The organism is Streptomyces spiralis (assembly GCF_014654675.1).
GTDB classification, from domain to species: domain Bacteria; phylum Actinomycetota; class Actinomycetes; order Streptomycetales; family Streptomycetaceae; genus Streptomyces; species Streptomyces spiralis.
This window is the reverse complement of the sequence record NZ_BNBC01000047.1, coordinates 33,012-55,509: the sequence shown is the minus strand read 5'-3', so window position 1 is coordinate 55,509 and position 22,498 is coordinate 33,012. Positions and strand designations below refer to the sequence as shown.

Genomic DNA, 22,498 nt, shown 5'->3' with positions numbered 1-22,498 from the left:
CCCGGCAGGCTCGCCACGAAGCTCAGCACCCCGTACACCACCGCCACGGCCACTCCGGTGCTCGCCCCCAGTCCGGCGGCGCCGAACGCCCACGCGGTGACGCCCTCCCTGGGTCCGAACCCGCCTACGTTCAGCGGCAGTCCCATGGCGGCCAGCGCCAGCACCGCCAGCGGCAGCAGCACGGGCACCGGGGCGGTGCAGCCGGCGACCCGGGCGGCTACCAGGAACGTCGCGAAGTGCCCGGCGAGGACGACGGCGGAGGACAGGGCCACACCCGGCCCGTTGCGGCGGGACAGCAGGCCCGCACGCGCCTCGCCGAGCATGCGGTCCAGGGCGCGCCCGCGGCGGGAGGGCGCCGCCCGGTTCATGTGCAGCGCGAGCAGCACCGCGAGCGCCCCGACGACGGCGAGGGCGACGAGCGGTGCGAGGTGCAGGGCCTGGGCCCGGACCGGGGAGGGCAGGGTCAGCAGCATCGCCGTACCCGTGACGGTGAGCGCGAGCTGCCCGGCGACCCGCTCCAGGACCACGGCCCGCACCCCGCGGCCGATGTCCCCGGCGCTCTGCCCGTGCCGCACCGCCCGGTGCACATCGCCCAGGACGCCGCCGGGCAGGGCGGCGTTCAGGAACAGCGCACGGTAGTAGTCGGCCACGGCCGCGCCGAGCGGCAGCCGGATGCGCAGACCGCGGGCCACCAACTGCCAGCGCCAGGCGCTGCACACGGTGGTGACCAGCCCGATCGCGAGTGCCGCGGACAGCGAGGGTGCGTCGAGCCGGCGCAGTCCCTGAAGGAGCACTCCGGTGCCCAGCCGCCACAGCAGCACGGCGAGGATCACGACGCCGGCGACGGTGCCGACGTGGGCGCGCAGCGCGCGCACCCGGGGGCGGGACAGGAGGGCGGGCCGCCGGGGCGGGGGCGCTGCCGGCCGGGGCGGGTGTGGTGCGGTTCGTACGTCCACCGTCTGCGCGCTCATGCGTCACCGCCCGTGGGACCCGGCAGCGCGAGCAGGTCACTGTGGTGGACGGTCACCCTCAACTCCCCCGCCGCGCAGGCCTCCAGGCGCTCGGCGAGGAAACGGTCGGCGCGCGGCCTCAGTCCGGGGCGCTGCTCGACGGCCGCGCCCACCCAGCCGCGCAGCCACTGGGCGGTCAGTTCGCGCTGATCGGGCCCGAGCCGCCAGGGGCTCGGACACACGCGTACGGTGACGCCGCTTGCGGCGAAGGCCTCGCAGGCCGCCGTCACCGCGTCCGGGCCGAGCAGTCCGCTCCGGCGCTGGTGAGCGTTGAACGCCTCGGTGAGCTCGGCGTCAAGCGGGTGGGCCGGGGTCAGCTCGACCCTGCCCACCACGGACAGGGTGAGCAGCGCGGGGCAGCCCGCCCCGGCGCAGGCGGCGGCGAGGGCGCCGACCTCGTCACGGGTGAGGACGTCCAGCAGCGCCGACGCCGTCACCAGGGAGGCGCCGGCCAGGGCGTCCGGCGTCAGCCGGGCGACGTCGCCGCGCCGGGTCTCCACGGTGATCCGGCTGCCGTCGGCGGCGGCGCCCGCCGCGGCCACCGCGGCGAAGTGCAGCAGGTAGGGGTCGCGGTCGTGCAGGATCCAGTGCTGGGCGCCGTCCAGCCGGGGGGCGAGCCAGCGGCCCATCGATCCGGTGCCGCAGCCCAGGTCGTGCACGACGAGCCCGCCGTGCGGGTCCGGCCGGCCGGCGATCCGGGTCCGCAGCGGATCGAGCAGTTCCGTGGCCCGTGCCGCCGCGTCGGCCGTCTCCCGCAGCCGCAGCCACTCGGGCGCGTACCGGGACGGCTCCTCGGGCGCGTGCTCGGCCGGCGGCTCCTCGGGCCCGTCCGCCCGCAGACGCACGGTGGCCCGCTCGCCGGGCCGGGGGGCGGGACCGGCGCCCGGGATCACCGTGTCGGGGCCGGTTGCGGGGTTCTTGCCGGGGATCACCGTGTCGGAACCGGGTGCGGCGTCCTTGCCGGGGGTCACCGATCCGCGACCGGCGGACAGCGCGGTCGTCTTCCTCATGCCGCCCTCCGGGGTTCCTCGGGAAGTCGGGCGAGGACGCCGGCCAGGCTGCGGGCGGTGGTCGCCCAGCCGTCGAGGGCGGCGCGGCGGCCCCGGGCCGCGGCCTTGAGCCGGCGGCGCACGTCGGCCTCGCCGAACCAGCCGCGCAGTTCCGCCGCGAGGGCGAGGGGGTCCTCCGGCGGGACGAGGATGCCGGGCACCCCGCCGTCGGGGGCGCGGCCGACCGCCTCGGGGACGCCGCCGACGTCCGTCGCCAGCACGGGAATGCCGCGCGCGAGCGCCTCGGTGACCGCCATGCCGTAGGTCTCGGCGTAGGACGCGAGGACCATCAGGTCGGCGGCGGCGTAACGGGCGTCGAGGTCGGCGCCGGCCCGCGGTCCGACGAGGCGGAAGCGGTCCTGAAGGCCGTGCCCGGCGATCAGCTCGCGCAACCGGGCGACGTAGGCGGGGTCCTGGGTCAGGGCGCCGACGCACTCGCAGCTCCACGGCAGGTCCGTGACCGCGGCCAGGGCTTCGACCAGCCGGTGCTGCCCCTTGCGCGGAGTCACGGCGGCGACGCACAGCAGCCGTGAGACACCGTCGGTGCCGGGGGCGAGGGGCGCGATGTCGGCGCCCGGCGCGGCGACGTGGACCCGGTCGGGGACGAGCCCGTGGTGGGAGACGAGACGGCGGACCGCCCAGTCGCTGGTGGCGACGACGGCGGGAACGGCGCGCAGCACCTGCCGTTCCCGGGCGTCCAGTTCGGCGGCCACGGCGGGTTCGAGCCCGGTCTCGTCGCCGAGCGGGAGATGGACGAGGACGGCCAGGCGCAGCCGTTCGGTCTCGGGTACGACGATCTCGGGGACGCCGCAGGCGACGAGCCCGTCCAGGAGGACGACGGCGCCGTCCGGCAACTCCCGCAGGACGCGGGCCAGTTCGGTGCGGGCCCGGGCGCCCGGCCGCGGCCAGTCGCCGTGCACGGGGTGCGGCCGGACCTGCCAGCCGAAGCCGGGCAGGTCGAGGCTGACGCGGCGGTCGTAGGCGTTGCCGCCGCTCGGTGTCGCCGGGTCGTCGACACCGCCGGGCAGGACGAAGTGCACGGTGCGCAGGGACATGGGGATGATCCCGACGTGATGGCGGCCCGAGCGCGGCGCGGGCACGAAGGCGAGGGACGGGGAACGGTGCACGGTCGTGTCGGTCACAGGGCACGCTCGTAACTCGCCCAGGCGACGTGCGACTCGTGCAGGGTGACGGTGAGGCCGGCCAGTGACTTGGCGCCCTCGCCCAGGGCGCCCTTGTGGATCCGTTCGGCGAGCCGGTCGGCGATGACCTTGGCCAGGTACTCCGTGGAGGTGTTGATCCCGGCGAAGTCGGGTTCGTTGTCGAGGTTGCGGTAGTTCAGCTCGCTCACGACCGCGCCCAGCTCCTGGGTGGCCAGCCCGATGTCGACGACGATGTTGTCGTCGTCCAGCTGCTCGCGCCGGAACGTGGCGTCCACGAGGAAGGTGGCTCCGTGCAGCCGCTGCGCGGGCCCGAACACCTCGCCGTGGAAGCTGTGGGCGATCATGATGTGATCACGGACGGTGATGCTGAACAACGAACGACCCTCCAGGTGCGGCGCGTCTGGTCCCTCGGCCGATCCCTGCCGGGGGATGCCGTGTAGTACGGCTCTTCGCTTCCCGTTGTTCAGTCGTCGCGCACCGACTTCACTCGGGTTTTCTCAGGTCAGGCACTCGTGTCGTACCGGATCCGGTGACACAGCGCCGGTATCCGCCCCGAGGCGAGCTCGGGCATGACGTCCGGCAACTCCTCGAAGGCGGACTCCCCGGTGACGAGGGCGTCCAACTCCGGGGCGGCGAGCAGGTCGAGGGCGAGGGCGAGCCGGTCGGCGTACGTACGGTTGCCGCGGCGGGCCGGGGAGACGGTGCCGACCTGGCTGCTGCGGATGACCAGCCGACGGGAGTGGAACGCCTCGCCGAGCGGAAGGGAGACCCTCCGGTCGCCGTACCAGCTGAGTTCGATGACCGTGCCCTCGGCGGTGAGCAGTTCCAGGGCACGGGCCAGGCCCTGTTCCGTGGCGCTGGCGTGCACCACGAGGTCGCACTCCCCGAGCGCCTCCCCGGGCAGGGCGAAGCCGACACCGAGGGCCTCGGCGACCTTGGCGCGGGCGGGATCGGCGTCCACCAGTTGCACGCGCACACCGGGGAACCGGGCCAGCAGCGCGGCCACCGAACAGCCGACCATCCCGCCGCCGACCACGGCGATCCGGTCGCCGACCAGGGGCGCGGCGTCCCACAGGGCGTTGACGGCGGTCTCGACGGTGCCCGCGAGCACGGCCCGCCCGGCGGGGACGGAGTCCGGTACGGGGGTCACGGCGGCGGCCGGGACGACATAGCGGGTCTGGTGCGGATAGAGACAGAAGACGGTACGCCCGACCAGCTCGCCCGGTCCCTCCTCCACCACCCCCACACTCAGGTAGCCGTACTTCACCGGCCCCGGGAAGTCGCCCTCCTGGAACGGCGCCCGCATGGCCTCGTACTGGCCGGCGGGCACCCCGCCTCGGAACACCAGCGTCTCCGTACCCCGGCTGATCCCCGAGTACAGCGCCCGGACGACGACCTCGCCCTCGCCGGGCTCCGGAAGACGCATGTCACGCACCTCGCCCTCGCCGGGCGAACGGAGCCAGAACGCACGTGCGGAACGGTTCATGGGCGGCCTCCTGAACGATCGGGAAGTTGTTCACGTACGGAGATGTGCACAGGCCGCGCACAGTACGCGGCGTTGATCGACTCTGTCACTCGGCCGGAGGGTGTGCGGTGGCCCTGAACAACACGTACGACGCCAGGTCAGGCCTCAGGCCGGTCCAGCAGGAGACCGCGGTGGGAGCGGGTGTGCAGATCCTGCTCCTGGCCCTGCTCGGCACGGCGATCGGCATGGGCCCGGCGGGCTGGGTGACCGGCCTGGTCTTCGCGATCGCCACCTGGGCGGTGCTCTCCCGGGCCCTGCACCGTTCGCGACTGCGCTCCTTCGGCGCGGCCAACCGGGTGACACTCGGCCGGGCCACCCTCGTCGGCGGTGTGACGGCGCTGGTCGCGGACTCCTTCGAGAGCTCGCCGCCGGTCTCGCTGCTGGTCGGTCTGACGGCGGTGGCCCTGATCCTGGACGGCGTCGACGGCAAGGTGGCCCGCCGCACCGGCACGTCCACGGCACTGGGCGCCCGCTTCGACATGGAGGTCGACGCGTTCCTGATCCTGGTGCTCAGCGTCTACGTCTCGATGGACCTGGGCCCGTGGGTCCTCCTGATCGGCGGCATGCGCTACGCCTTCGTCGCCGCCGCCCGCGCCCTGCCCTGGCTCAACGCCCCCCTCCCGCCGAGCACGGCCCGCAAGACGGTGGCCGCGCTCCAGGGCATCCTCCTGCTCCTGGCGGGCTCGGGCCTGCTGCCGCACCGGGCGAACGCGGGCGTGGTGCTGCTGGCGCTGGCGCTGCTGGTGTGGTCGTTCGGGCGGGATGTGCTGTGGCTGTGGCGGACCTCGCGGACGCGGACGGTTGCAGCTGCCGGGATCCATCCGGTGCGGAAGGCGGTCCCCGTGACGGAGCCCGTAGCAGAGCCCGTCCCGGCCCTCGCCGGGGAACCCGTCGACGAGATGATGGAGGGCGCGCGGGCGGCTTGACGTCACGCGTCGAGGCGATCAGCCACGCTCCGCCCTCACCGGGCCACGGGGGTGGGGCCGATAGCCGGCGATGATCACGCCGGTGGCCGTTGAGATCGTGTCGGCGACGTCGAACGTGGTCGGAACGAAACCGTCGGCGAACAGGCGGCGTCCGACGCCCAGGACGAGCGGGTGGATGCAGAGCAGGTATTCGTCGATGAGGCCGAGCGGGGCGAGAGTTCGGATCAACGCACCGCTGCCCATGATGTGCAGGTCGTTGCCCGGGGTCTTCCTGAGTTCGGCGACCGCTGCGGGGATGTCGCCGCTGAGCAGTGTGGAGTTCGGCCACGGCAGGGGCTCGGCCAGGGTGTTGGACACGACGTACTTGGGGGCGTTGTTGAGGGCATCACGGAACGGGCTGTCCTGGGTGTTCCAGTGGGCCAGAACGTCCTGGTAGGTGCGGCGGCCCAAGAGGTACCCGCTGCCGGCGGCCAGCCGCCGGCCCCATGCCCTCGTGACGTCGTCGTCCCCGCCCCGTTCAGCGGCCCAGCCGCCGTGGGGGAATCCGTCGCGGGTGTCCTCGTCGGAGCGGCCGGGTCCTTGCATGACGCCGTCCAGGGTGACGTGGTTGATGACGACGATCCTCATGGCGCTCCTTGTCTACTGGTGGATCAAGACCGTTGGGCGAGACCGGGCTGAAACCCGCGACCTATGACCGCGGATCACCGGGAAACTCATCGGGCTGTGGGGATGGCCGAACGTTCCGCGACGCGGGAACGGCCCGGACCACATCCCCGTGATTCGGGCCGTTCCCGCGTGCCGTTCCCGCACCCGGGAGATGCGTCGCTACGACCGCGCCGACCGCGTCCGTACGACGGCGAAGACGGCGGCGGCGAGCCCGAGCACACCCACCACCAGCCCCGCGATGCCGAGGCCGCGAGCGGTGGAGTCACCGGAGGACGAGGCGGTGGACGAGGCGGAGGCGGCCTTGGCGTTCCCGGAAGTGGCGGTGGTCTCCCCACCGCCCTCGGCGGTGAGCTTGAGCACCGGCGCAGGGTTCTCCGGCTCCTCGCCGCCCTGCGGCTCCTCGATCCAGCGGACGACCTTGCCGTCGGAGTACGTCTGCAGGGTCTTGAAGGTCAGCCGGCCGACGTCGTCGGGCAGTTGACCGAAGGCGACATCGAAGTCCTGGTACTGACCGGGCCCGATCTTCCCTCCGGTCCAGGTGATCTCCGAGACGGCCTCGGTGATGGTCCCGTCGTCGGTCTTGACCGGCGTCTTGAGTTTGCTCGTCGTCATCTTCGCCGTCCATCCGTCCCGCGGCGTGACGAGCGCGCCGAGGACCGGGTGGTCGGTGGGCAGGAAGACCTGGACCTTGGTGGTGCTCGCCGAGTCCTCCTCGTTGGGGACGCGGAAGGTCAGGACTCCGTCCGTGGCCCCCTTGGCGTAGTTGTCGGGGTGGACGGTGACGTGCGCCGAGGCGGCGCCCGCGGCCGTGAGTACTCCGGCGGTGGCGAGAGCGGTGACGAGGCCGGCCCGGCGCAGGGTGCCGACGGTGGTACGAGTAGTGGGCATGACTGATGGATCTCCGTACTGGGAGGGTGGTGTGGGGGTTCAGACGGGGTACGGGATCCGGGCCGGCGGACCGCGACGAATCACGGCGTGCCGCAGCAGGAGGGCGGACGGCGGGGAGGCCACGGCGAAGGCGCGGCAGCCGCGCACAGCCGGTGCGGGCAGCGGCACGTGCACGCTCCGCCACCAGGACGCGAGGCGCGGGACGCCGGCGACGGCCCGGCGCAGCACCGACCACAGCGCCGCCTCACCGCGCCGCAGCCACCAGGAAGCGACCAGCGCGGCCAGGACGTGAGCGGCTACGGCGTGCCGGCTGAGCTCGTGTGTGGGCATCGCCGGTAAGGGCAAGGCGTGGGCGTGAGCGAAGACCGTGTGCATGCCGTTCGCGGCGGCGCTGTCCGGACCGTGGGCGGACACAGGCATGGACGCCATCGACGGCATGGCAGGAAAGGAGCCGCCGCGCCCTCCCGTATATGCCGTCCGGGGCCGCGCCGCATCGAAGGCGACATGCAGGCACGCCTGGGTGGCGAGCATCGTCGCGCCGATCCCGGGCAGGGACCGCTCCCTGCCTCCCAGCAGCCACCCGGCGGCGAAGACGCCGAGGAAGCCGGCGCCGTCGGCCCACAACGACGGCATGTCCCCCATGGCGAGCCCGTGTCCAGCGGCGGCGAGCAGCACACACACCGCGGCGAACACCAGGGCACGCACACTCCGTACCGCCGGCGACGCGCTCATGGTGCGGCATCCTTCCACGCACGGCCCTTACACGATGCGCGGCGCTCCGATTCCCACACCCCGGCGCCCAGGCCGAGCGGTCCCTACACGACGCCCGCCGCGTCCAGCAGCCGGACCAGGTCCTTGCGACCGTATCCGAGCAAGGAGGCACGGTGAGCGGCCGTCAGCAGCAGGTGCGCCACGACCTGCGCCGGGTGGCCGTTCCTGTCGTCGCCGAGCCATTCCTGGGGTTTCTCGATGCCCAGGCTGTTCATCACGAGCCCGTGCTCACGGCGGATCTCGGCGATCGTGCCGGCCACGGCGTCCAACAGCGACCTCCCCGGACGCTCGCACTCCAGGGCGAAGCCACCCCTGTCGGCCGGTACACAGCCCTCGGGCGGATGCGCCCGCAGGGCCGCGTACCGCACGTCCTGGAACCCGCCGGCGTCGAAGGAATCGTCCATCAGGCAGAACCGGTGAAAACCCGGTGGGACCGGCGGAGGCGGAGGCGTGTACTCCCAGCCGGCGTCCTCGTACAACTGCCGCTTGACCTCTTCCTCCTCGGCCAGTGTCACGGTGAACCCCGTGTCCTCGTTCCGACCGGTCACGGTGCCGTCGTCGTTCCGGTGGAATGACAGTCCCATGCGCGTCTCCTTCGATTCCCGATGAGCAGGAAGATCCCCTCACCGCGTCGAACGAGCCGCCCCCACCGCTTGTGCCCATGCCGGACGATGTCACCTGATCGCGTGATGGTGCCACCTCCTGTCACCCGGAGTTGTACCCCCAGCGGGCGTTGCCGTCCTTGCCCATGAAGCACTTCGCAGGCCGTCCGTCGGCAGTCACCGCGGTGGCGCCCACGGGGGAGCAGTACTGCCCGAACTGGACACCCGCCTGACTTCCTCCGCTGCCACCGGTACCACCGCCCGAGCCGCCGGAGGACCCACCGCTGGTGGAACCGCCGACGCTGCCGGTCGAACTTCCAGTGCTGGTCCCGCCACCAGAGGCGGTGCCGTAGGAGGGCCGGGGGCGCGGCTTGGGCTTGGGCTTGGGTTTTGGCTTCGGCTTGGGTTCGGGCTTCGGGCTGGGTTCGGCGCAGGGGTCTCCGGAGCCGATCAGCCACAGCTCGATCCGCGTCCACGTCTCGACCTCGGTGTCGGGCTGCGGCTGCTGCCGGCACACCCGCCAGTCGGCCATATCCTTCGGTTCGTCGTCCAGACGCTTGCCGGTATGGGCGTGGAGGACGATCACACCATCGAGGCCGAGGTCGTCGAGGGCGCGGGAGGCGTCGTCGTACCTGTCGCCCACGAGGGCCGGCATGACGGCCCGACGGGGGCCGTGCAGGCGAGTCGGGCACTCCTCCTGCTCCGGGACCGCGTACAGAGTCAGTGTCCTGGCCGATGGACGGACTGTCTCGGCAGGGGACGGACTTTGGAAGCAGACCTGCCACCCGCTCGTCGTGGACGTCACCGGCCGGTAGGCGGAGGAGGCGTCGGCCGCCGACACCGTCTGCCAGGAATGCAGGCGAGCCCTCGCAGTCGCGGCGGTGAGAGAGGACCCGGTGAAGTCCGCGACGACCGACGTGCGTTCCGCGGACGCCACGGACTTGGGGCCGATCTGGGTGGAGTTCGAGTACAGGCCGGCGGCCAGCACTCCCCCCGCCACCAGGGAAACGAGGACGGGGTGTCGTCGTATCCAGGTGGAGAAGCGCGTTCCGCTGCTGGGCCGCACAGGAGATTCGGGAGGCAGGATTTCTCCCTGTGTCTCGAGGAGTTCTCCTTTCGGGTCCAGCTTCGAGCCGTGCAGCTTGTGCGGTTTACCGTCGATGAGGACCTCGACGGAGTCGAACATGCCGTGAGCGCGGCGGAGGATCCGTAGAGGCAGGCCGACACGGGTCGCCTTGGGCGCCAGAAGACTACGGAGAAGGACGAGGCCGTTGCCGGTGAGCACGGCGTAGCCCCAACCGTCGTGGTAGATCGAGCGGACGGTTTCGCCTGGCTCGAGTTCTTCCAGCAGCACCTTCTTGTGACTGTCGGGCAGGGAGACGCTTTCCCCGGCTGCGGCCCTGGCGGTACGCCGGTCCTCGGTCAGTGGATCGGTCGCCGGGACTCCGGCCCCTTCGAGAAGCGTCCCGGACGGGTCGAGCTGCGACCCCCACAGGCTGATGCGCCGTCCCTCCACGGACACGTCCACCCGAGGAGGTACACCCTGGGCTGGTTTCAGAATGACCAGAGGCCTCGAAACCCGCTGCGGACCGCTTCCCCGGAGGAGGATGAGGGCATCCTCGGTCAGCGCGGCGTAAAAGAGCCCTTCTTTGTAGAGGGCCAGCACCGTCTCCCCGGCCCGGAGGGCCTGCAGCAGAGCCTTCGCCTTGCCGATCGGAAGCACGACGGTCTCTTTGCCTGCCACCCTCACGGTGCGCGAGTCGTTCCGCAGCAGGCGCCGCGCGGCACTTTCGGACATGCGGGGATGTTAGCGGCTGCCGGCTGCCCACCCGGACACAGGCGAGAGTTCTGTGTGACAACCGTGACCTGCAGGAATGCCCTGAACGATCAATCAGGGAGCCGCTCGACGACACGCGACGTCGGCCCGCACCGTCTTGGCGTAGGCGTCAAGTACCTCGCGCCTCCAGCGCGCGGCGTACACCGCGACGAGGGGCAGGCCCCGTCCCGGCCGAGGCCCGGTCCCTCCAACTCGTCGGGCGGTACCCGGTTACGTGCCAGACCACCGGCCGACGCAAGCCGTCGGTGGAGCTGGGGCGGCGGCCGGCAAAGGTGCCCTTCACCGATGCCTCGGAGCGGGTGTTGGACGTCATGCGATGAACTTCACCCAGCCGCGGGTAGGCGCTCGACCCTCATATAGCTGTCACCCTCGGCCTGGAGACCCAGGGCGGCCCCGGCTGAGGGCTACGGGGGAAGGGCGCCAAGGTTCGCCATGGATCAGCGATTGTCATACTGTCCTACTACGCTCCCGGGCATGGGACTTGGGGATGTCACGCGGGCAGGCGTGCTGGCCGCGGTTGACGAGTGTCGGCGCCTTGGACGTGAAACGTTTCTCCGTCGGCACGGCTTCGGCCGAGCAACGACGTACGAACTGGTGTTGAACGGAAATCACTATGACTCGAAGGCCATCGCGGGCGTAGCGCATCTGTACTCAGTCGGCAGCCTGCTGTCGGCGGATGACTTCAGTGGGGGTGCGCGCACAGTGGCACATCGGCTGCATGCGCTCGGCTTCACCGTGACGGACGGAACCACCGTTGCAGACCGGCCGGCGCAGGTGCCGCCGCAGTTGGTCCTCCAGCCTCGCGGCGGGGTCCGGGACCGCGGCACGCAGAACTTCGCCAAGTCGGTACGGCGAGGCATTCGCCTCGCAGACATCAGGGATGCACTTGGCGAGCAGGCGGATGCGCTGACCGCCTTGTACCCGGATGGGATCGCTCGCCTGTGGGGGTCCACCCCCACGACGCAAACCAACAACGAAAAAGTGAGAGCTCTGCGGAACCGTCGCGTCGGCGACGACGTGCTCTTTTATGCGGAGAATCATTTCATCGCTCGCGCCCGCATCCTTCATCTGTTCACCAGCAGGCCTGTGGCACAAAAGGTCTGGGGAAGCAACGAGGATCAGGACACATGGGAACACATCATGGCTCTGGGGGAACTCGAGGAGTTCCCCACCCCGGTTCTTGCCGCGCCGGTGCTACGTCAACTAGACGTACCCGTACCCCTGCGAAGCCTTACTCTGCGGTCCGCCGAGAAATACAGTGGCGTTGCCCAACTCCTGCCGGGAAGGCGTCAACTGGTTCCTCCCGAGCCTCGGACACCGCTCCCAGCCGCGTCTCCCGAGTTCACCGCAAGGGGGTTGCTGGATCGGATCGGCTCTCTCAACACTCACCGTCACTCAGAGAGCAAGGCTCCCAGCCGTCACCAACCATTGTCTCTCCTGTGGGCGGTATCCCGGATCGCAGCAGGCAAGCCGCGCCTGGCTCCGTGGTCCTGTTTTCGTGCCGAGGTGAGTCCGCTCCTGGCCGAATTCGGACTGCCTGGCTCCAAGGTCACTCCTGAGTATCCCTTCTGGCACATGCAGCGCAGCGGCCTCTGGGAGGTCCATGGGATACAGAGCGACGCCGGCCCCATGCCGCAGGTGGGCATCTTCAACAGGGTCCAGCCCGTCGCAGGCCTCACCCATGCAAGCGCCGAACTGTTGAAGGACCCTCTTACGCGGCTCGAGGCCGTGGCCAAGCTGTGCAGCACATACCTTGACGATGTCGATCAGCGTGAGTTGCTCAGTCAGGTGGGCCTCGCCGGATACACCTCGGCCGATGGCCTGCTCGATGAAGACGAGAACGGCCACGGCGGGGAAAGCGCCGCGGCGGAGCGAGCGGCTGGCCCGACCGCGCGCCGGGAATCCACCTCCTCACGACTGGTTCGCAACGCCGCGATCGCCAACCAGGTCAAGGAACTGTACGGCCATGCCTGCCAGGTATGCGAGACCCGGCTCCAGTACAAGCGCAGGCCCTACAGTGAGGCTGCCCACATCCGCGGCCTCGGGACTCCACATGACGGTCCGGACGAACTGTCGAACCTGCTCTGCCTGTGCCCCAACCACCACGTTCTCTTCGACGGTCTTGAGATCTTCATCGACGTCGACGGCTTTGTGCGGCATACACATGGAGGTGATTCCCTGGGACGCCTTAACCGGCGCACCGACCATCAGATCGATGAGGCATATCTGCACTATCACCGAACACTCTGCGAATTCAACAGAATTACGCAGCAATAACGTGCCACGCGGGTGTCAGCTGGGATTCGGAGGACAGGGCATGGCGAGCGACGAAGCAGAACTCAAGTTCCACGACGACATGCGCAAGGGCGCCGAACGCCTCAAGCGTGAGATCGGGTACAACCCGACACGGTTCGCGCAGATGTTGGGGGACCTGGGCGGAGTAGGAGCGGCCAAGCAGCTCCTAGGCGGCGCCAACGCCTCCGACGGGTTCACCACGTTGTGGGAAAGTGGCCGTCTTGAGCTGAGCGTGGAAGCGTTCGTTCTCCTGCCATGGTATCGGCACCTCTTCGGGGAACATCACTTGGAGACGGCTCGGTACCGGCTCAGCGAACACGGATTCGATGTAGACCGTTTCCTGCGCAGAGCCCGGCAGGATCGGCCTGCCTGGGCTCCCGCCATCACCTGAGCACCTGAACGCGATCCGTCCGTCAGGCAGGCGCCGCCTCCCGTGTCATCCTGCCCGTCAGTTCTCGCAACTTCTCGCGTGTCTCCGGGTCCGTGGAGTACAGGATCGTGCCGATCAGGCCGCGGGTGAGCAGCACCTTGTAGGTGTTGCGGATGAGGCGGTCGACGTCGGCGTCGGAGGTCGACTTCTTGAAGACCTGATCCTTGGACCGAGTGCGGTCCGTGATCCAGCGGTCCCGGCGCCAGACGAGGTCGGGACCGATGATCACGCCGGACCAGTCGTACTCGAAGCCCTGAGCGGTGTAGACGCAGCCGACCTGACCGAAACCGGCCGGGTCGGTGGCCCACAGGGCGGACGGCGGGGCGCCGGAGATGGCCCGGTCGCCGCGGAGGTTCCATGGGCGGGCCCAGTCGCCGATGACCACATCGGCCGGGAGCGGTTGGCCGGGCTTGGGTTCGGGGGACCAGGGCCAGCAGTAGCCGGCGGACATGCGCGCGCCGTAGCCCTGGCCCCGGCGGGCCTGGAGGAACGCCTCCATCTCCTGGGGGCTGTCGGCGACCAACAACTGCATGCGGTCGTCCGGTTCCCAGACCACCGGGCCGCCGGGCTGCAGGCCCAGGAGGCGTACGACCCAGCGCAGGTACGCGTCGCTGCCGCCGCAGCGGAACTGGCTCTCCAGCGGTACTACGTGGCACTCGAGCCCCTTGGCCGCCGCGGCCGTCTTGATGTCTTCCACCGTGCCCATCTCGCCAGGGCGCACGACCTGGTGTTCATCCAGGAGGAAGACGGGGACGCGGGCCACATCGATGAGTTCGTCGATCTGCCGCTTACCGGTGCGATGGGCCGCCGGGGTGTAGCGGTTGGCGGAGGTCTCACGGATGCGGTGGGCCTCGTCGCAGATCAGGACGTCGAGGGTGTTCTTCTCGGCCGTCATGAAGCTGTTGAAGTACTTGAAGAGGTCCTGCACCTCACGCTTGCGGGTGCCGGCGACCTTGCGCATCGTCTTGGTGAACGATTGCGAGCCCGTGGCGTGCAGCGCCGGGACACCCTGCCGGTACAGCTCCCCGAGCAGGGAGAGCGCGATGACGCTCTTGCCGGTACCAGGGCCTCCGGTGACGACCACGACCTCCTTGTGGTCGGACTGCTTGGCCTTGCGTATGGCGTTCAGCACCAGGCGGTAGGCGACCTGCTGCTCGTCCAGTAGCACGAACTGCTCGCGCTCGCGCACCTCCTGGGCCGCGACCGACATCAGCTGCTTCGACGGGATTGTCCGCCCCGCCTGGAGTTCGTCGGCCGCGCGGGCGCCGGGCAACTTGTCGCTGAGCTTGGTGCGGAGATGGTCGATGAACGCGCCGCGCCGCTCGCCCGTGAACAACTGGCCGCGGTCGTCTGTTTCGATCGCGCGTAGACCACCTACGCCGAACTCAGTGGCGTTGTGCAGGTACGCCACGCCGCTGACCCGGTCCGGGTGCTCGGCGACCGCGCCGTTGAAGTTGACGAGGTACTCGCAGTAGCGGCGTACCTGCTCGATGGGGTTGAGGACAGGGTGCGCGTAGGCGTCGATCCTGCACAACAGCGGGTCGTCCTCGTCCGGCTCGGCCTGGCTCCACTGCTTCAGCTCGACGACGACATACGACGGCTCGCCTGTGGCGGGGTGCACCCCGGCGAGGATCGCGTCGGCGCGCTTGCTGTTCAGCGGGAGGGCGTACTCCAGCATCACCTCCACGTCACCGAGTCCTGCGTCGTTGAGTACGCCCGCCAGTGCCGGGATGCTCCGCTCCCAGGAACGGACCTCGGAGGTGCCGGGGCGGTATCCGTGCATGTGGACGAATTGCTCGGTGAGGTGGAGGTACAGCGAACTGTCCAGCGCTCTGGCGGCGATCGCGTGTGCGGACTCGCGGAACAGCAAGGACTTCCCCCAGGCAGCACGAAGTAGCTCGTGCGGGTGGGGGCGTGTCCTTCGAGACTCCACCGAGGTGGAGCGGAAGCCCGTCGGGCCGCTATGACGATGCGATCAAGAATACCTGGCTGTCGTTTGGTGGGGGGAGGTGATCGACCTTCGTACGATGTGAGCTCATCAGCCCTTCTGCTCCACCCGCGTCCAATCCACCTCAGTTCCCACTCCCTCACCCGCGACCTTGTCCACACTCGACTGCGGCAGCCCCCAGTAGGCTTGTCACCTTGTTCCAACCGGCCGCATACGCGTCCCCCGAGGGGGAGGTTGAGGATTACGTACTGGCGGTGGTCATAGACCCACGGGTCGCGCGTGGACTCGAGGATGTTGCGGGTGGTCGCATGGACCGAGCGGTCGTCGACGTAAAAGCGCATCGCCATCAGGGTCCACTCGACGGCGTAGGTGTGCCACTGGTCCGACGTGCCGCCGTTGGGATACGGCCGGCGGGTGCCGAGTTGCCCTCGGCCGAGCGGCCGCGACCCTTCGCCTCCCTCGTCTGGCCGCCCACACCTCGGAGCCCGGCCCGCGCGACGGCGGGCGCGGGCTCCTGCTTGTCGAGGCCTTGGCCGAGCAAGGCGGCTGGAGTCCCCGCGCCGGCGGCGGCCCGGCAGGCGGTGTGGGCGGAGTGCGCCGTGTAGGCGTCAACACCTGGGGCAGGTCAGACCATCCCGACGCCGTTCGAGTACGACTTCATGTTGTAGGTTCCGAAGCCGTTCTCGACGGGGTCGCCCGAGTTGTTGATGCAGTGCAGGATGCCGCCGCCGCCCGCGCCGTTGAGGCAGACGGTCATCAGCGAGGTGAAGACGACGCCCGGGGTGTCGGGGACCTCGTAGGCGCGGTCGGTGTAGATGTTCGCGTTGAGGTTGAAGTAGGCGTAGCTGCCAAGACCCCAGGCGTGGTGCTCGGTGACGTGGTCGCCGACCTTGTAGGCGGCGTAGCCGTTGGTGCTGCCGTGCTTCCAGGCCGACTGCGTCGGGACGTCGTAGGGGTGCTCGTTCTGGAAGAAGTAGGTGCGGCCCTGGTTGCCGTTCCAGAGCACCTCGTAGTTCTGGTGGTGCTCGACGAACAGGCCGTAGGTGGTGACCCGGTCGCCGTTGACGAGGAAGCCGACGCCCGCGGGATTGACCGACCAGCCGACCGTGCCGTCGAGGCCGTGGTCGGCACGCCAGGCCCAGACGTGGTCGACGATCACGTCGTTGCTGTCGATCTGGATGCTGACCTCGGTGCCGCCGGGTACCGCGCCGCCGATGCGCGGGAAGACGTCGAAGAGCGCGGTGGGCTGGTGCGCGTGGTTCTTGCGGGTGTGGCCGTCGCCGACGCGCAGCAGCACGGGGGAGCCGGCGGAGGCGGCCTCGAGGATCACGCCGGCCACGGAGACGTCGCCGATGTCGGCGACCTCGATGAGCGAGTTGTCCTTGACGGCCTGGAGGGTGGCCAGACCGAGGCCGAGAACGACGGTGCCGGGCCGGGAGACCCGCAGCGGCGCGGAGAGCGGGTAGATGCCCGGGGTGAGCAGGAGGTGCTTGCCGCGAGCGAGCGCCGCGTTGATGCTCGCGGCGGAGTCGCCCGGCTGTGCGACGTGGAACTCGGTCAGCGGGATGCTGTGGCCGGCGGCCGGCCCGCCGGCCCAGGAGGTGCCGGTGCTGTTGCGGCGCAACGCGGGCACGAAGACGTGGTACGCCCCGCGCCGGTCCACGGTCAGGAACGGCTTCTCCCGGACCACCGGCGTGCGGTCCACGGTCGTGTAGGGCGGGGTCGGGAAGGACGTGGCGGGTGCGCCCTGGACGCCGACGAAGACCATGTTCCAGTTGGCGCCCGTCCATCTGCCGATGGTGTCGTTGCGCGACAGCCACTGCTGCTGCGAGCCCGAGTTGATCTGGCCGTCCACCACGCTGTCGGCCAGGAAGCCGCCACTGGACCACCCGTTGCCGGGCGGGCTCGGCATGAGGATCATGTCGCCCTTGACGTGGACGCGCCGCATGGGCGCGGCCTGGGCGACGGCCCAGCGATCCAGCCCGTCCGGCGGCACGATGGTCAGGTTCTCGGCTGCCCGCCAGAAGTCCTGGGTGCCGTTGCCGCCGAACCACTGGGCGTCGACGGTCACATGACCGTTGATCACGACGTCCTCAGGGCTGACGCCGAGCCCCAGGACGTGGGTGTAGAAGCCGACGTTGATCTCGACGTTGTACGTGCCCGGCTTGAACGCCAGGGCGTAGCGCTCGGTGCCGAACTGGTTGGACTGCTGGACGGCGAACACGGCGTCGATCTGCGCCTGGATCGCCGCGTCGCCCATCGACGTGTCGAAGACCAGGACGTTCGGCCCGAGACCGGCCGTCCCGTGGCCGACGGCACCGTGGCCGCCCGAGCCGGCGGCGGAGGCGGAGGACGACGCGAAGGCGGATCCTGCGGTTGCGCCGGCCAGCGGCACCGCTGCGGCAGCGGCCGCCGCCCCGCGGAGCAGGGCACGACGAGAGGGAATCACAGACACGGCTCTCCCTGAGAAGGCATTGGGTAAACGGAATCGCGGCTGGCCCCAAGCGCGAGAGAGCGCTCTCAGCCATGAGATGAATCACCGCAGGTGTGCAGCGTCAATACGTCCGCATCGATGACAGGCCGCGCTTCACGGCCCGTTGCCGTGCGGACGAGCCGGGGTCCTGGTCGTCGCTCGTGGAGAACGGGCAATCTGCCGTGCCCCGGCAACCTCGGAGTGGTGCGTACCGGGGGCACGGGTTCCCCCACCCGTGCCCCCGGCCGTCCGGGCCGGGCTCAGGCGGCCCGGCGTCCTCCGGCACGGTGGGCGCGGACGATGTCCGCGTACCGGTGGCCGGTGCCCTTGATGGTGCGGGTCTGGGTGGTGTAGTCGACGTGGACGAGGCCGAAACGCTTGTCGTAGCCGTAGGCCCATTCGAAGTTGTCCAAGAGGGACCAGGCGAAGTAGCCGGCCAGGGGGGCACCCTTGCGGGCGGCGGAGGCGCAGGCGGCCAGGTGCTGGACGAGGTAGTCCTGGCGCTGGGGGTCGTCGATGGTGCCGTCGGGGCGGACGACGTCCGGGAAGGCGGAGCCGTTCTCGGTGACGTAGAGCTTGCGGGCACCGTAGTCGTCGGTGAGGCGCAGGAGCAGGGATTCGATGCCGTTCGCGTCGATCTCCCAGTCCATGCCGGTGCGCGGCACGTCCGGGCGGCGTACCGAGCGGGCGTGGGGTGCCGGGCCGGTTGGGTCGTCCTCGACGTACGCCGGGAAGTAGTAGTTGAGGCCCAGCCAGTCCAGGGGGGCGGCGATGGTCTCCGCGTCGCCGGAGCGTTCGGGGAGGTCGACGCCGTAGACCTCGCGCATGTCGGCGGGGAAGCCGCGGCCGTGCACCGGGTCCAGCCACCAGCGGTTGACGTGGCCGTCGTGGCGGCGGGCGGCCGCCAGGTCTTCGGGGCGGTCGGTGGCGGGGTGGACCGTGGAGAGGTTGTTGACGATGCCGATCCGGGCGTTCGGGGCGGCGGCGCGGATCGCCCGTACGGCCAGGCCGTGGCCGAGCAGGAGGTGGTACGAGGCGCGGACGGCCGACGTCAGGTCGGTGAGGCCGGGGGCCATCTTGCCCTCGAGGTGGCCGATCCACGCCGAGCAGGACGGCTCGTTGAGGGTGGCCCAGTGGGTGACCCGGTCGCCCAGGCGTTCGGCGACCACCGAGGCGTAGGCGGCGAAGTGCTCGGCGGTCGCCCGCTCGGGCCAGCCGCCGCGGTCCTGGAGGACCTGCGGGAGGTCCCAGTGGTAGAGGGTGACGGACGGGGTGATGCCCGCTTCCAGCAGGGCGTCGATCAACCGGTCGTAGAAGGCGAGCCCCTTGGGGTTCACCGGGCCGTCGCCGCCGGGCACGACGCGCGGCCAGGCGATGGACAGCCGGTAGGCGTTGGCGCCCAGGCGGCGCATCAGTGCGATGTCCTCGCGCCAGCGGTGGTAGTGGTCGCAGGCGACGTCGCCGTTGTCGTCGTTCGCGACCTTCCCGGGGGTGTGCGAGAAAGTGTCCCAGATCGAGGGCGTACGGCCGTCCTCGTCGACGGCCCCCTCGATCTGGTACGCCGCTGTGGCCGTGCCCCACAGGAAGTCGTGCGGGAGCGCGGCGAGATCGATGGTCACAGAAGTCCCTTCGGGATCAAAGCGGTTGGTCACTTGACGGCACCTGCCGTCAGCCCGGCGACGAGGTAGCGCTGCAGCAGCAGGAATCCGGCGACCACGGGGACGCTGACGACGAGCGAGGCGGCCATGATCTGGTTCCAGTACACGTCGTTGAGCGTGGAGTAGCCCTGCAGGCCCACGGCGAGCGTGCGGGTGGTGTCGTTGGTCATCACGGAGGCGAAGAGCACCTCGCCCCAGGCGGTCATGAAGGCGTAGACGGCGACGGCGACGATGCCGGGGACCGCGGCCGGCACGACGACGCGGAACAGCGCGCCGAGCGGCCCGCAGCCGTCCACGAGTGCCGCCTCGTCCAGGTCGCGCGGCACCGAGTCGAAGTAGCCGATCAGCATCCAGATGGAGAACGGGAGGGAGAAGGTGAGGTACGTCAGGATCAGGCCGCCGCGGGAGCCGAACAGGGCGATGCCGGTGGCGTTGCCGATGTTGACGTAGAGGAGGAACAGCGGGAGGAGGAAGAGGATGCCCGGGAACATCTGGGTGGACAGCACGGTGACGGTGAAGACGCGCTTGCCGCGGAAGTTGTAGCGGCTCACGGCGTAGGCGGCGAAGACCGCGATCACCACCGAGCAGACCGTCGCCGCGCCCGCCACGATCAGCGAGTTCACGAAGTACCTCGCCAGCGGGACCGTCGACCAGATGTCGATGTACGGGCGGATCGTCAGGCCGCTCGGCAGCCAGCGGAACTTGCCCGTGACGTCCGCCAGCGGCTTCAGGGAGCTGGAGACCATGACGTACACCGGCACCAGGACGAACCCGGTGAGCAGCGTGAGGAAGATCCGCCGGGACCAGAGGAAGGAGCGCGGCGGGGCCATCGGGGACCTGAAGGAGGTCTGCTGGGAGGACGGGCCGGAGGACTGGTAGGAGGACCTGTAGGAGGACCGGATGGAGTCAGACATCGGAGGTCCTCCGTCCGCGCGAGGTGAGCAGCAGGTACGCGCCCGTCACCACCAGCAGGAAGAGCAGCAGCAGGACGGACATCGCGGAGCCGGTGCCGAAGTTCCAGGTGACGAACGAGGCCTGGTAGATGTGGACCGAGATGAGGTCCGCGGCCTCGGGTGCGGCCCTGCCGAACAGGACGTACGGCGTGTTGAAGTCGTTGAAGGTCCACAGGAACAGCACCAGGACGAGCACCTGGTTGACCGGGCGGAGGGACGGCAGGGTGATGCGGCGGATCTGCTGCCACATCCCGGCGCCGTCCAGCGCGGCCGCCTCGTACAGCTCCCGTGGGATGTTCTGCAGCCCGGCCATGATGATCAGGAAGGCGAACGGCCAGCCCTTCCACACCGACACCACGAGCAGCGCGACGAAGCTGTTGTCGCCGATCAGCCAGAAGGACGGCTTGTCGGTGAGGTGCAGCTGGTCGTGCAGGACGTGGTTCACCAGGCCGTTGTCGTGCTGGAACATGAACACCCAGGTGATGACGGCCGTGTAGACGGGGAGCGCGTACGGCACCAGGAACAGCGCGCGCAGCAGGCCCCGGCCGCGGAAGGTGTCCTGCATGTAGATCGCCGCGGTCGTACCGATCAGCCAGCACAGGCCGACCGACAGCAGGGTGAAGCCGACGGTGACGAAGAAGGAGTGGAGCAGGGCCTCGCCGACGGGGGCGTCGAAGTCCACCGACACCTTGTAGTTGCCGAGGCCGGACCAGGGGGCGCTGCCCCAGTCGCGGATGTAGAACTGGGTGAGCTCCTTGAAGCTCATCACGACGCCGATGACCATCGGGACGAGGTGGACCAGGAGTTCGAGGAGCAGGGCGGGCAGGAGCAGCAGGTACGGCAGTCCGATGCGCCTCAGCCGCCCGGTGCGGCGCGGGGTGGGCGCCGCACCGGGGGCCGTGGTGCCCACCGTCTCCTTGACGGCGGTGGTGGTGGTCATCGTGCTCACTTCGCCGGCATCTGCTGCTGGGCCTTTTCGAGCTTGGCCTTCACCGAGTCGGTGGTGACCGCGCGTCCGGCGGCGGCATCGGCGAACAGCTCCTTGACGGCCGTACCGACGGTCGTCTCGAACTGGGACTCCTGGGCGACCTGGGGCAGCGCGGCGGCGCTGGTGGCCAGGGTGTTCTTCAGCACGGCGTTGGCCGGGGTGTTGAACGAGGGGTCCGCCTGGGCGGACTTGACCGGCGGGATCGAGCTGTAGGCCTTGTTGAGGATCTTCTGCTCGTCGTCGCTGGTCATGAACTTCACGAACTTCGTGGCGCCGTCGAGGTTGTGGCTGTTCTTGAAGACGGCCATGTTGATGCCGGCGACCATCGAGTTGACCTGGGTGCCGGTGCCGGGGGTGCCGGACCGAACGGGCACCGGGGCGATGCCGTAGGCGTCCTCGCTCATCCCCTGGGACTTGAGGTTGGCGGAGGCCGACTGCCACAGCAGCATCGCCGTCTTCCCCTTGGCGAAGTCGCTCACCGACTGGTTCTGCGCGTACTCGGCGTTGCCCTGCGGGATGACCTTGTCCTTGGCCATCAGGTCGACGTACTGCTTGACGGCGGCGACCACTCCGTCGTTGGTGAAGTCGGGCTTGCCGTCGGCGGTGAAGAAGTCGGCGCCGTGCTGCTTGGCGAAGACGAAGACGTGGTGGATGTTCTCGGAGACGTTGGCCCCCTCGGCCCCGATGACCTGCTTGCCCTTGGCCTGGATCTTCTTCCCGTCGGCGACCAGCTCGTCCCAGGTGGCGGGCGGCTTGGCGATCCCGGCGTCGGCGAAGATCTTCTTGTTGTAGTAGAGCGCGTACGCCATCGAGTACAGCGGTACAGCGGCCGGGTCCTGGCCCTGGACACCGGTGGAGCCGAGGGCGGAGTCGACGAAGCGGTCCTTGCCGCCGATCTTCGCGAAGTTCTTCGCGTCCCACGGCAGCAGCGCACCGGTGGCCTGGAGCGACGCGCTCCAGGTGTTGCCGATGTTGAGGACGTCGGGTCCCTGACCGGACGTGGTGGCGGTCAGGATCCGGTTGAGCAGATCCGACCAGGGCACGACCTCCAGCTTCACCTTGATCCCGTACTGCTTCTCGAACTTGTCGAGCTCGGGCTGGAGGACCTTCTTGTCGACCTCGATGCTGGCGCCCTGGTTGGAGGCCCAGTACGTGAGCGTCTTCGGCGAGTCGTTGGACCCGCCGCCCGTTGACGAACCGCCTCCGCAGGCCGAGGCGGCAAGGGCGAGAGACAAGGTGACGGCGCCTACGGCCGCGGCTCGGATGCTGCGCATGGCTCCTGGTGTCCCTTTCCGGGAGTGGAGAACCAGAGGGAG

18 protein-coding genes and 2 pseudogenes are annotated in these 22,498 nt (G+C 70.0%); 3 read left to right on the top strand and 17 right to left on the bottom strand.

Annotation, left to right across the window (positions count from 1 at the left end):
* Window positions 1-11: 11 nt before the first annotated feature.
* From IE318_RS45540 to IE318_RS35040, 5 genes and pseudogenes are all read right to left on the bottom strand, one after another.
* Window positions 12-971: pseudogene (locus tag IE318_RS45540) on the bottom strand (lysylphosphatidylglycerol synthase transmembrane domain-containing protein); the annotation flags it as partial.
* Entirely contained in the window at window positions 968-2,020 is a 1,053-nt protein-coding gene (locus IE318_RS35055) for a hypothetical protein (RefSeq protein ID WP_229903955.1), read from the bottom strand. The pseudogene IE318_RS45540 and the gene IE318_RS35055, both read right to left, overlap by 4 nt.
* Window positions 2,017-3,201 (bottom strand): glycosyltransferase family 4 protein, encoded by a 1,185-nt coding sequence (locus IE318_RS35050; protein WP_189906843.1) that lies wholly within the window; start codon window positions 3,199-3,201, stop codon window positions 2,017-2,019. Before IE318_RS35050 ends, IE318_RS35055 begins: the two co-directional genes overlap by 4 nt.
* On the bottom strand, window positions 3,198-3,596 hold the full coding sequence (locus IE318_RS35045; RefSeq protein ID WP_030174893.1) for a 6-pyruvoyl trahydropterin synthase family protein: 399 nt from the start codon (window positions 3,594-3,596) through the stop codon (window positions 3,198-3,200). Before IE318_RS35045 ends, IE318_RS35050 begins: the two co-directional genes overlap by 4 nt.
* Window positions 3,597-3,724: 128 nt before the next feature.
* Window positions 3,725-4,708, bottom strand: coding sequence for a zinc-dependent alcohol dehydrogenase (locus IE318_RS35040; RefSeq protein WP_189906842.1), 984 nt, complete (start codon window positions 4,706-4,708; stop codon window positions 3,725-3,727).
* A 107-nt stretch (window positions 4,709-4,815) separates the two neighbouring features.
* On the opposite strand from IE318_RS35040, the gene IE318_RS35035 reads away from it, so the two are divergent.
* The gene (locus IE318_RS35035) at window positions 4,816-5,673 is read left to right on the top strand and encodes a CDP-alcohol phosphatidyltransferase family protein (RefSeq protein ID WP_229903954.1); all 858 of its coding nucleotides are present in this window, start codon (window positions 4,816-4,818) and stop codon (window positions 5,671-5,673) included.
* Window positions 5,674-5,691: 18 nt separating this feature from the next.
* Here the strand turns inward: IE318_RS35035 and IE318_RS35030 are convergent, their stop codons facing one another.
* The 5 genes from IE318_RS35030 to IE318_RS35010 all read right to left on the bottom strand — a co-directional run bounded on the left by IE318_RS35030 (window position 5,692) and on the right by IE318_RS35010 (window position 10,398).
* Window positions 5,692-6,300, bottom strand: a complete 609-nt coding sequence (locus IE318_RS35030) for a dihydrofolate reductase family protein (RefSeq protein WP_189906840.1) — start codon at window positions 6,298-6,300, stop codon at window positions 5,692-5,694.
* A 198-nt stretch (window positions 6,301-6,498) separates the two neighbouring features.
* Entirely contained in the window at window positions 6,499-7,227 is a 729-nt protein-coding gene (locus IE318_RS35025; protein WP_189906838.1) for a YcnI family copper-binding membrane protein, read from the bottom strand.
* 39 nt (window positions 7,228-7,266) lie between these two features.
* The gene (locus IE318_RS35020) at window positions 7,267-7,959 is read right to left on the bottom strand and encodes a hypothetical protein (RefSeq protein ID WP_189906836.1); all 693 of its coding nucleotides are present in this window, start codon (window positions 7,957-7,959) and stop codon (window positions 7,267-7,269) included.
* An 83-nt stretch (window positions 7,960-8,042) separates the two neighbouring features.
* Window positions 8,043-8,582, bottom strand: coding sequence for a hypothetical protein (locus IE318_RS35015; protein ID WP_189906834.1), 540 nt, complete (start codon window positions 8,580-8,582; stop codon window positions 8,043-8,045).
* 121 nt (window positions 8,583-8,703) lie between these two features.
* Window positions 8,704-10,398: a PASTA domain-containing protein gene (locus tag IE318_RS35010; RefSeq protein ID WP_189906832.1), complete on the bottom strand. Its 1,695-nt coding sequence runs from the start codon at window positions 10,396-10,398 to the stop codon at window positions 8,704-8,706.
* A gap of 513 nt (window positions 10,399-10,911) precedes the next feature.
* Between IE318_RS35010 and IE318_RS45535 the strand changes: the two genes are divergently transcribed.
* Both IE318_RS45535 and IE318_RS35000 read left to right on the top strand, forming a co-directional pair.
* The gene (locus IE318_RS45535; RefSeq protein WP_229903953.1) at window positions 10,912-12,714 is read left to right on the top strand and encodes an HNH endonuclease; all 1,803 of its coding nucleotides are present in this window, start codon (window positions 10,912-10,914) and stop codon (window positions 12,712-12,714) included.
* Between the two features lie 40 nt (window positions 12,715-12,754).
* The gene (locus IE318_RS35000) at window positions 12,755-13,123 is read left to right on the top strand and encodes a hypothetical protein (RefSeq protein WP_189906830.1); all 369 of its coding nucleotides are present in this window, start codon (window positions 12,755-12,757) and stop codon (window positions 13,121-13,123) included.
* 22 nt (window positions 13,124-13,145) lie between these two features.
* Here IE318_RS35000 and IE318_RS34995 read toward each other — a convergent pair whose 3' ends face one another.
* The 7 genes and pseudogenes from IE318_RS34995 to IE318_RS34965 all read right to left on the bottom strand — a co-directional run bounded on the left by IE318_RS34995 (window position 13,146) and on the right by IE318_RS34965 (window position 22,456).
* Window positions 13,146-15,032 carry a DUF2075 domain-containing protein gene (locus IE318_RS34995; protein WP_189906829.1) on the bottom strand — a complete coding sequence of 629 codons (1,887 nt, stop codon included), beginning with the start codon at window positions 15,030-15,032 and terminating at the stop codon, window positions 13,146-13,148.
* Between the two features lie 168 nt (window positions 15,033-15,200).
* A pseudogene (locus IE318_RS34990) lies at window positions 15,201-15,523 on the bottom strand (glycoside hydrolase family 16 protein); the annotation flags it as partial.
* Between the two features lie 212 nt (window positions 15,524-15,735).
* Entirely contained in the window at window positions 15,736-17,565 is a 1,830-nt protein-coding gene (locus IE318_RS34985; RefSeq protein ID WP_229903952.1) for a pectate lyase-like domain-containing protein, read from the bottom strand.
* A gap of 278 nt (window positions 17,566-17,843) precedes the next feature.
* Window positions 17,844-19,202: a GH1 family beta-glucosidase gene (locus tag IE318_RS34980; protein ID WP_189906827.1), complete on the bottom strand. Its 1,359-nt coding sequence runs from the start codon at window positions 19,200-19,202 to the stop codon at window positions 17,844-17,846.
* Window positions 19,203-19,231: 29 nt separating this feature from the next.
* The gene (locus tag IE318_RS34975) at window positions 19,232-20,071 is read right to left on the bottom strand and encodes a carbohydrate ABC transporter permease (RefSeq protein WP_189906883.1); all 840 of its coding nucleotides are present in this window, start codon (window positions 20,069-20,071) and stop codon (window positions 19,232-19,234) included.
* Between the two features lie 76 nt (window positions 20,072-20,147).
* The gene (locus IE318_RS34970; RefSeq protein WP_030174919.1) at window positions 20,148-21,134 is read right to left on the bottom strand and encodes a carbohydrate ABC transporter permease; all 987 of its coding nucleotides are present in this window, start codon (window positions 21,132-21,134) and stop codon (window positions 20,148-20,150) included.
* Window positions 21,135-21,139: 5 nt separating this feature from the next.
* Window positions 21,140-22,456 carry an ABC transporter substrate-binding protein gene (locus tag IE318_RS34965; RefSeq protein WP_189906825.1) on the bottom strand — a complete coding sequence of 439 codons (1,317 nt, stop codon included), beginning with the start codon at window positions 22,454-22,456 and terminating at the stop codon, window positions 21,140-21,142.
* Between the last annotated feature and the right edge of the window lie 42 nt (window positions 22,457-22,498).

Excerpts from the sequence above, each read along its gene's own strand:
- IE318_RS35040 (WP_189906842.1), bottom strand. The coding sequence starts at position 4,708 with ATGAACCGTTCCGCACGTGCGTTCTGGCTCCGTTCGCCCGGCGAGGGC.
- IE318_RS34970 (WP_030174919.1), bottom strand. The coding sequence starts at position 21,134 with ATGACCACCACCACCGCCGTCAAGGAGACGGTGGGCACCACGGCCCCC.
- IE318_RS35000 (WP_189906830.1), top strand. The coding sequence starts at position 12,755 with ATGGCGAGCGACGAAGCAGAACTCAAGTTCCACGACGACATGCGCAAG.
- IE318_RS34965 (WP_189906825.1), bottom strand. The coding sequence starts at position 22,456 with ATGCGCAGCATCCGAGCCGCGGCCGTAGGCGCCGTCACCTTGTCTCTC.
- IE318_RS35055 (WP_229903955.1), bottom strand. The coding sequence starts at position 2,020 with ATGAGGAAGACGACCGCGCTGTCCGCCGGTCGCGGATCGGTGACCCCC.
- IE318_RS35010 (WP_189906832.1), bottom strand. The coding sequence starts at position 10,398 with ATGTCCGAAAGTGCCGCGCGGCGCCTGCTGCGGAACGACTCGCGCACC.
- IE318_RS45535 (WP_229903953.1), top strand. The coding sequence starts at position 10,912 with ATGGGACTTGGGGATGTCACGCGGGCAGGCGTGCTGGCCGCGGTTGAC.
- IE318_RS34975 (WP_189906883.1), bottom strand. The coding sequence starts at position 20,071 with ATGGCCCCGCCGCGCTCCTTCCTCTGGTCCCGGCGGATCTTCCTCACG.
- IE318_RS35015 (WP_189906834.1), bottom strand. The coding sequence starts at position 8,582 with ATGGGACTGTCATTCCACCGGAACGACGACGGCACCGTGACCGGTCGG.
- IE318_RS35020 (WP_189906836.1), bottom strand. The coding sequence starts at position 7,959 with ATGAGCGCGTCGCCGGCGGTACGGAGTGTGCGTGCCCTGGTGTTCGCC.
- IE318_RS35025 (WP_189906838.1), bottom strand. The coding sequence starts at position 7,227 with ATGCCCACTACTCGTACCACCGTCGGCACCCTGCGCCGGGCCGGCCTC.
- IE318_RS35030 (WP_189906840.1), bottom strand. The coding sequence starts at position 6,300 with ATGAGGATCGTCGTCATCAACCACGTCACCCTGGACGGCGTCATGCAA.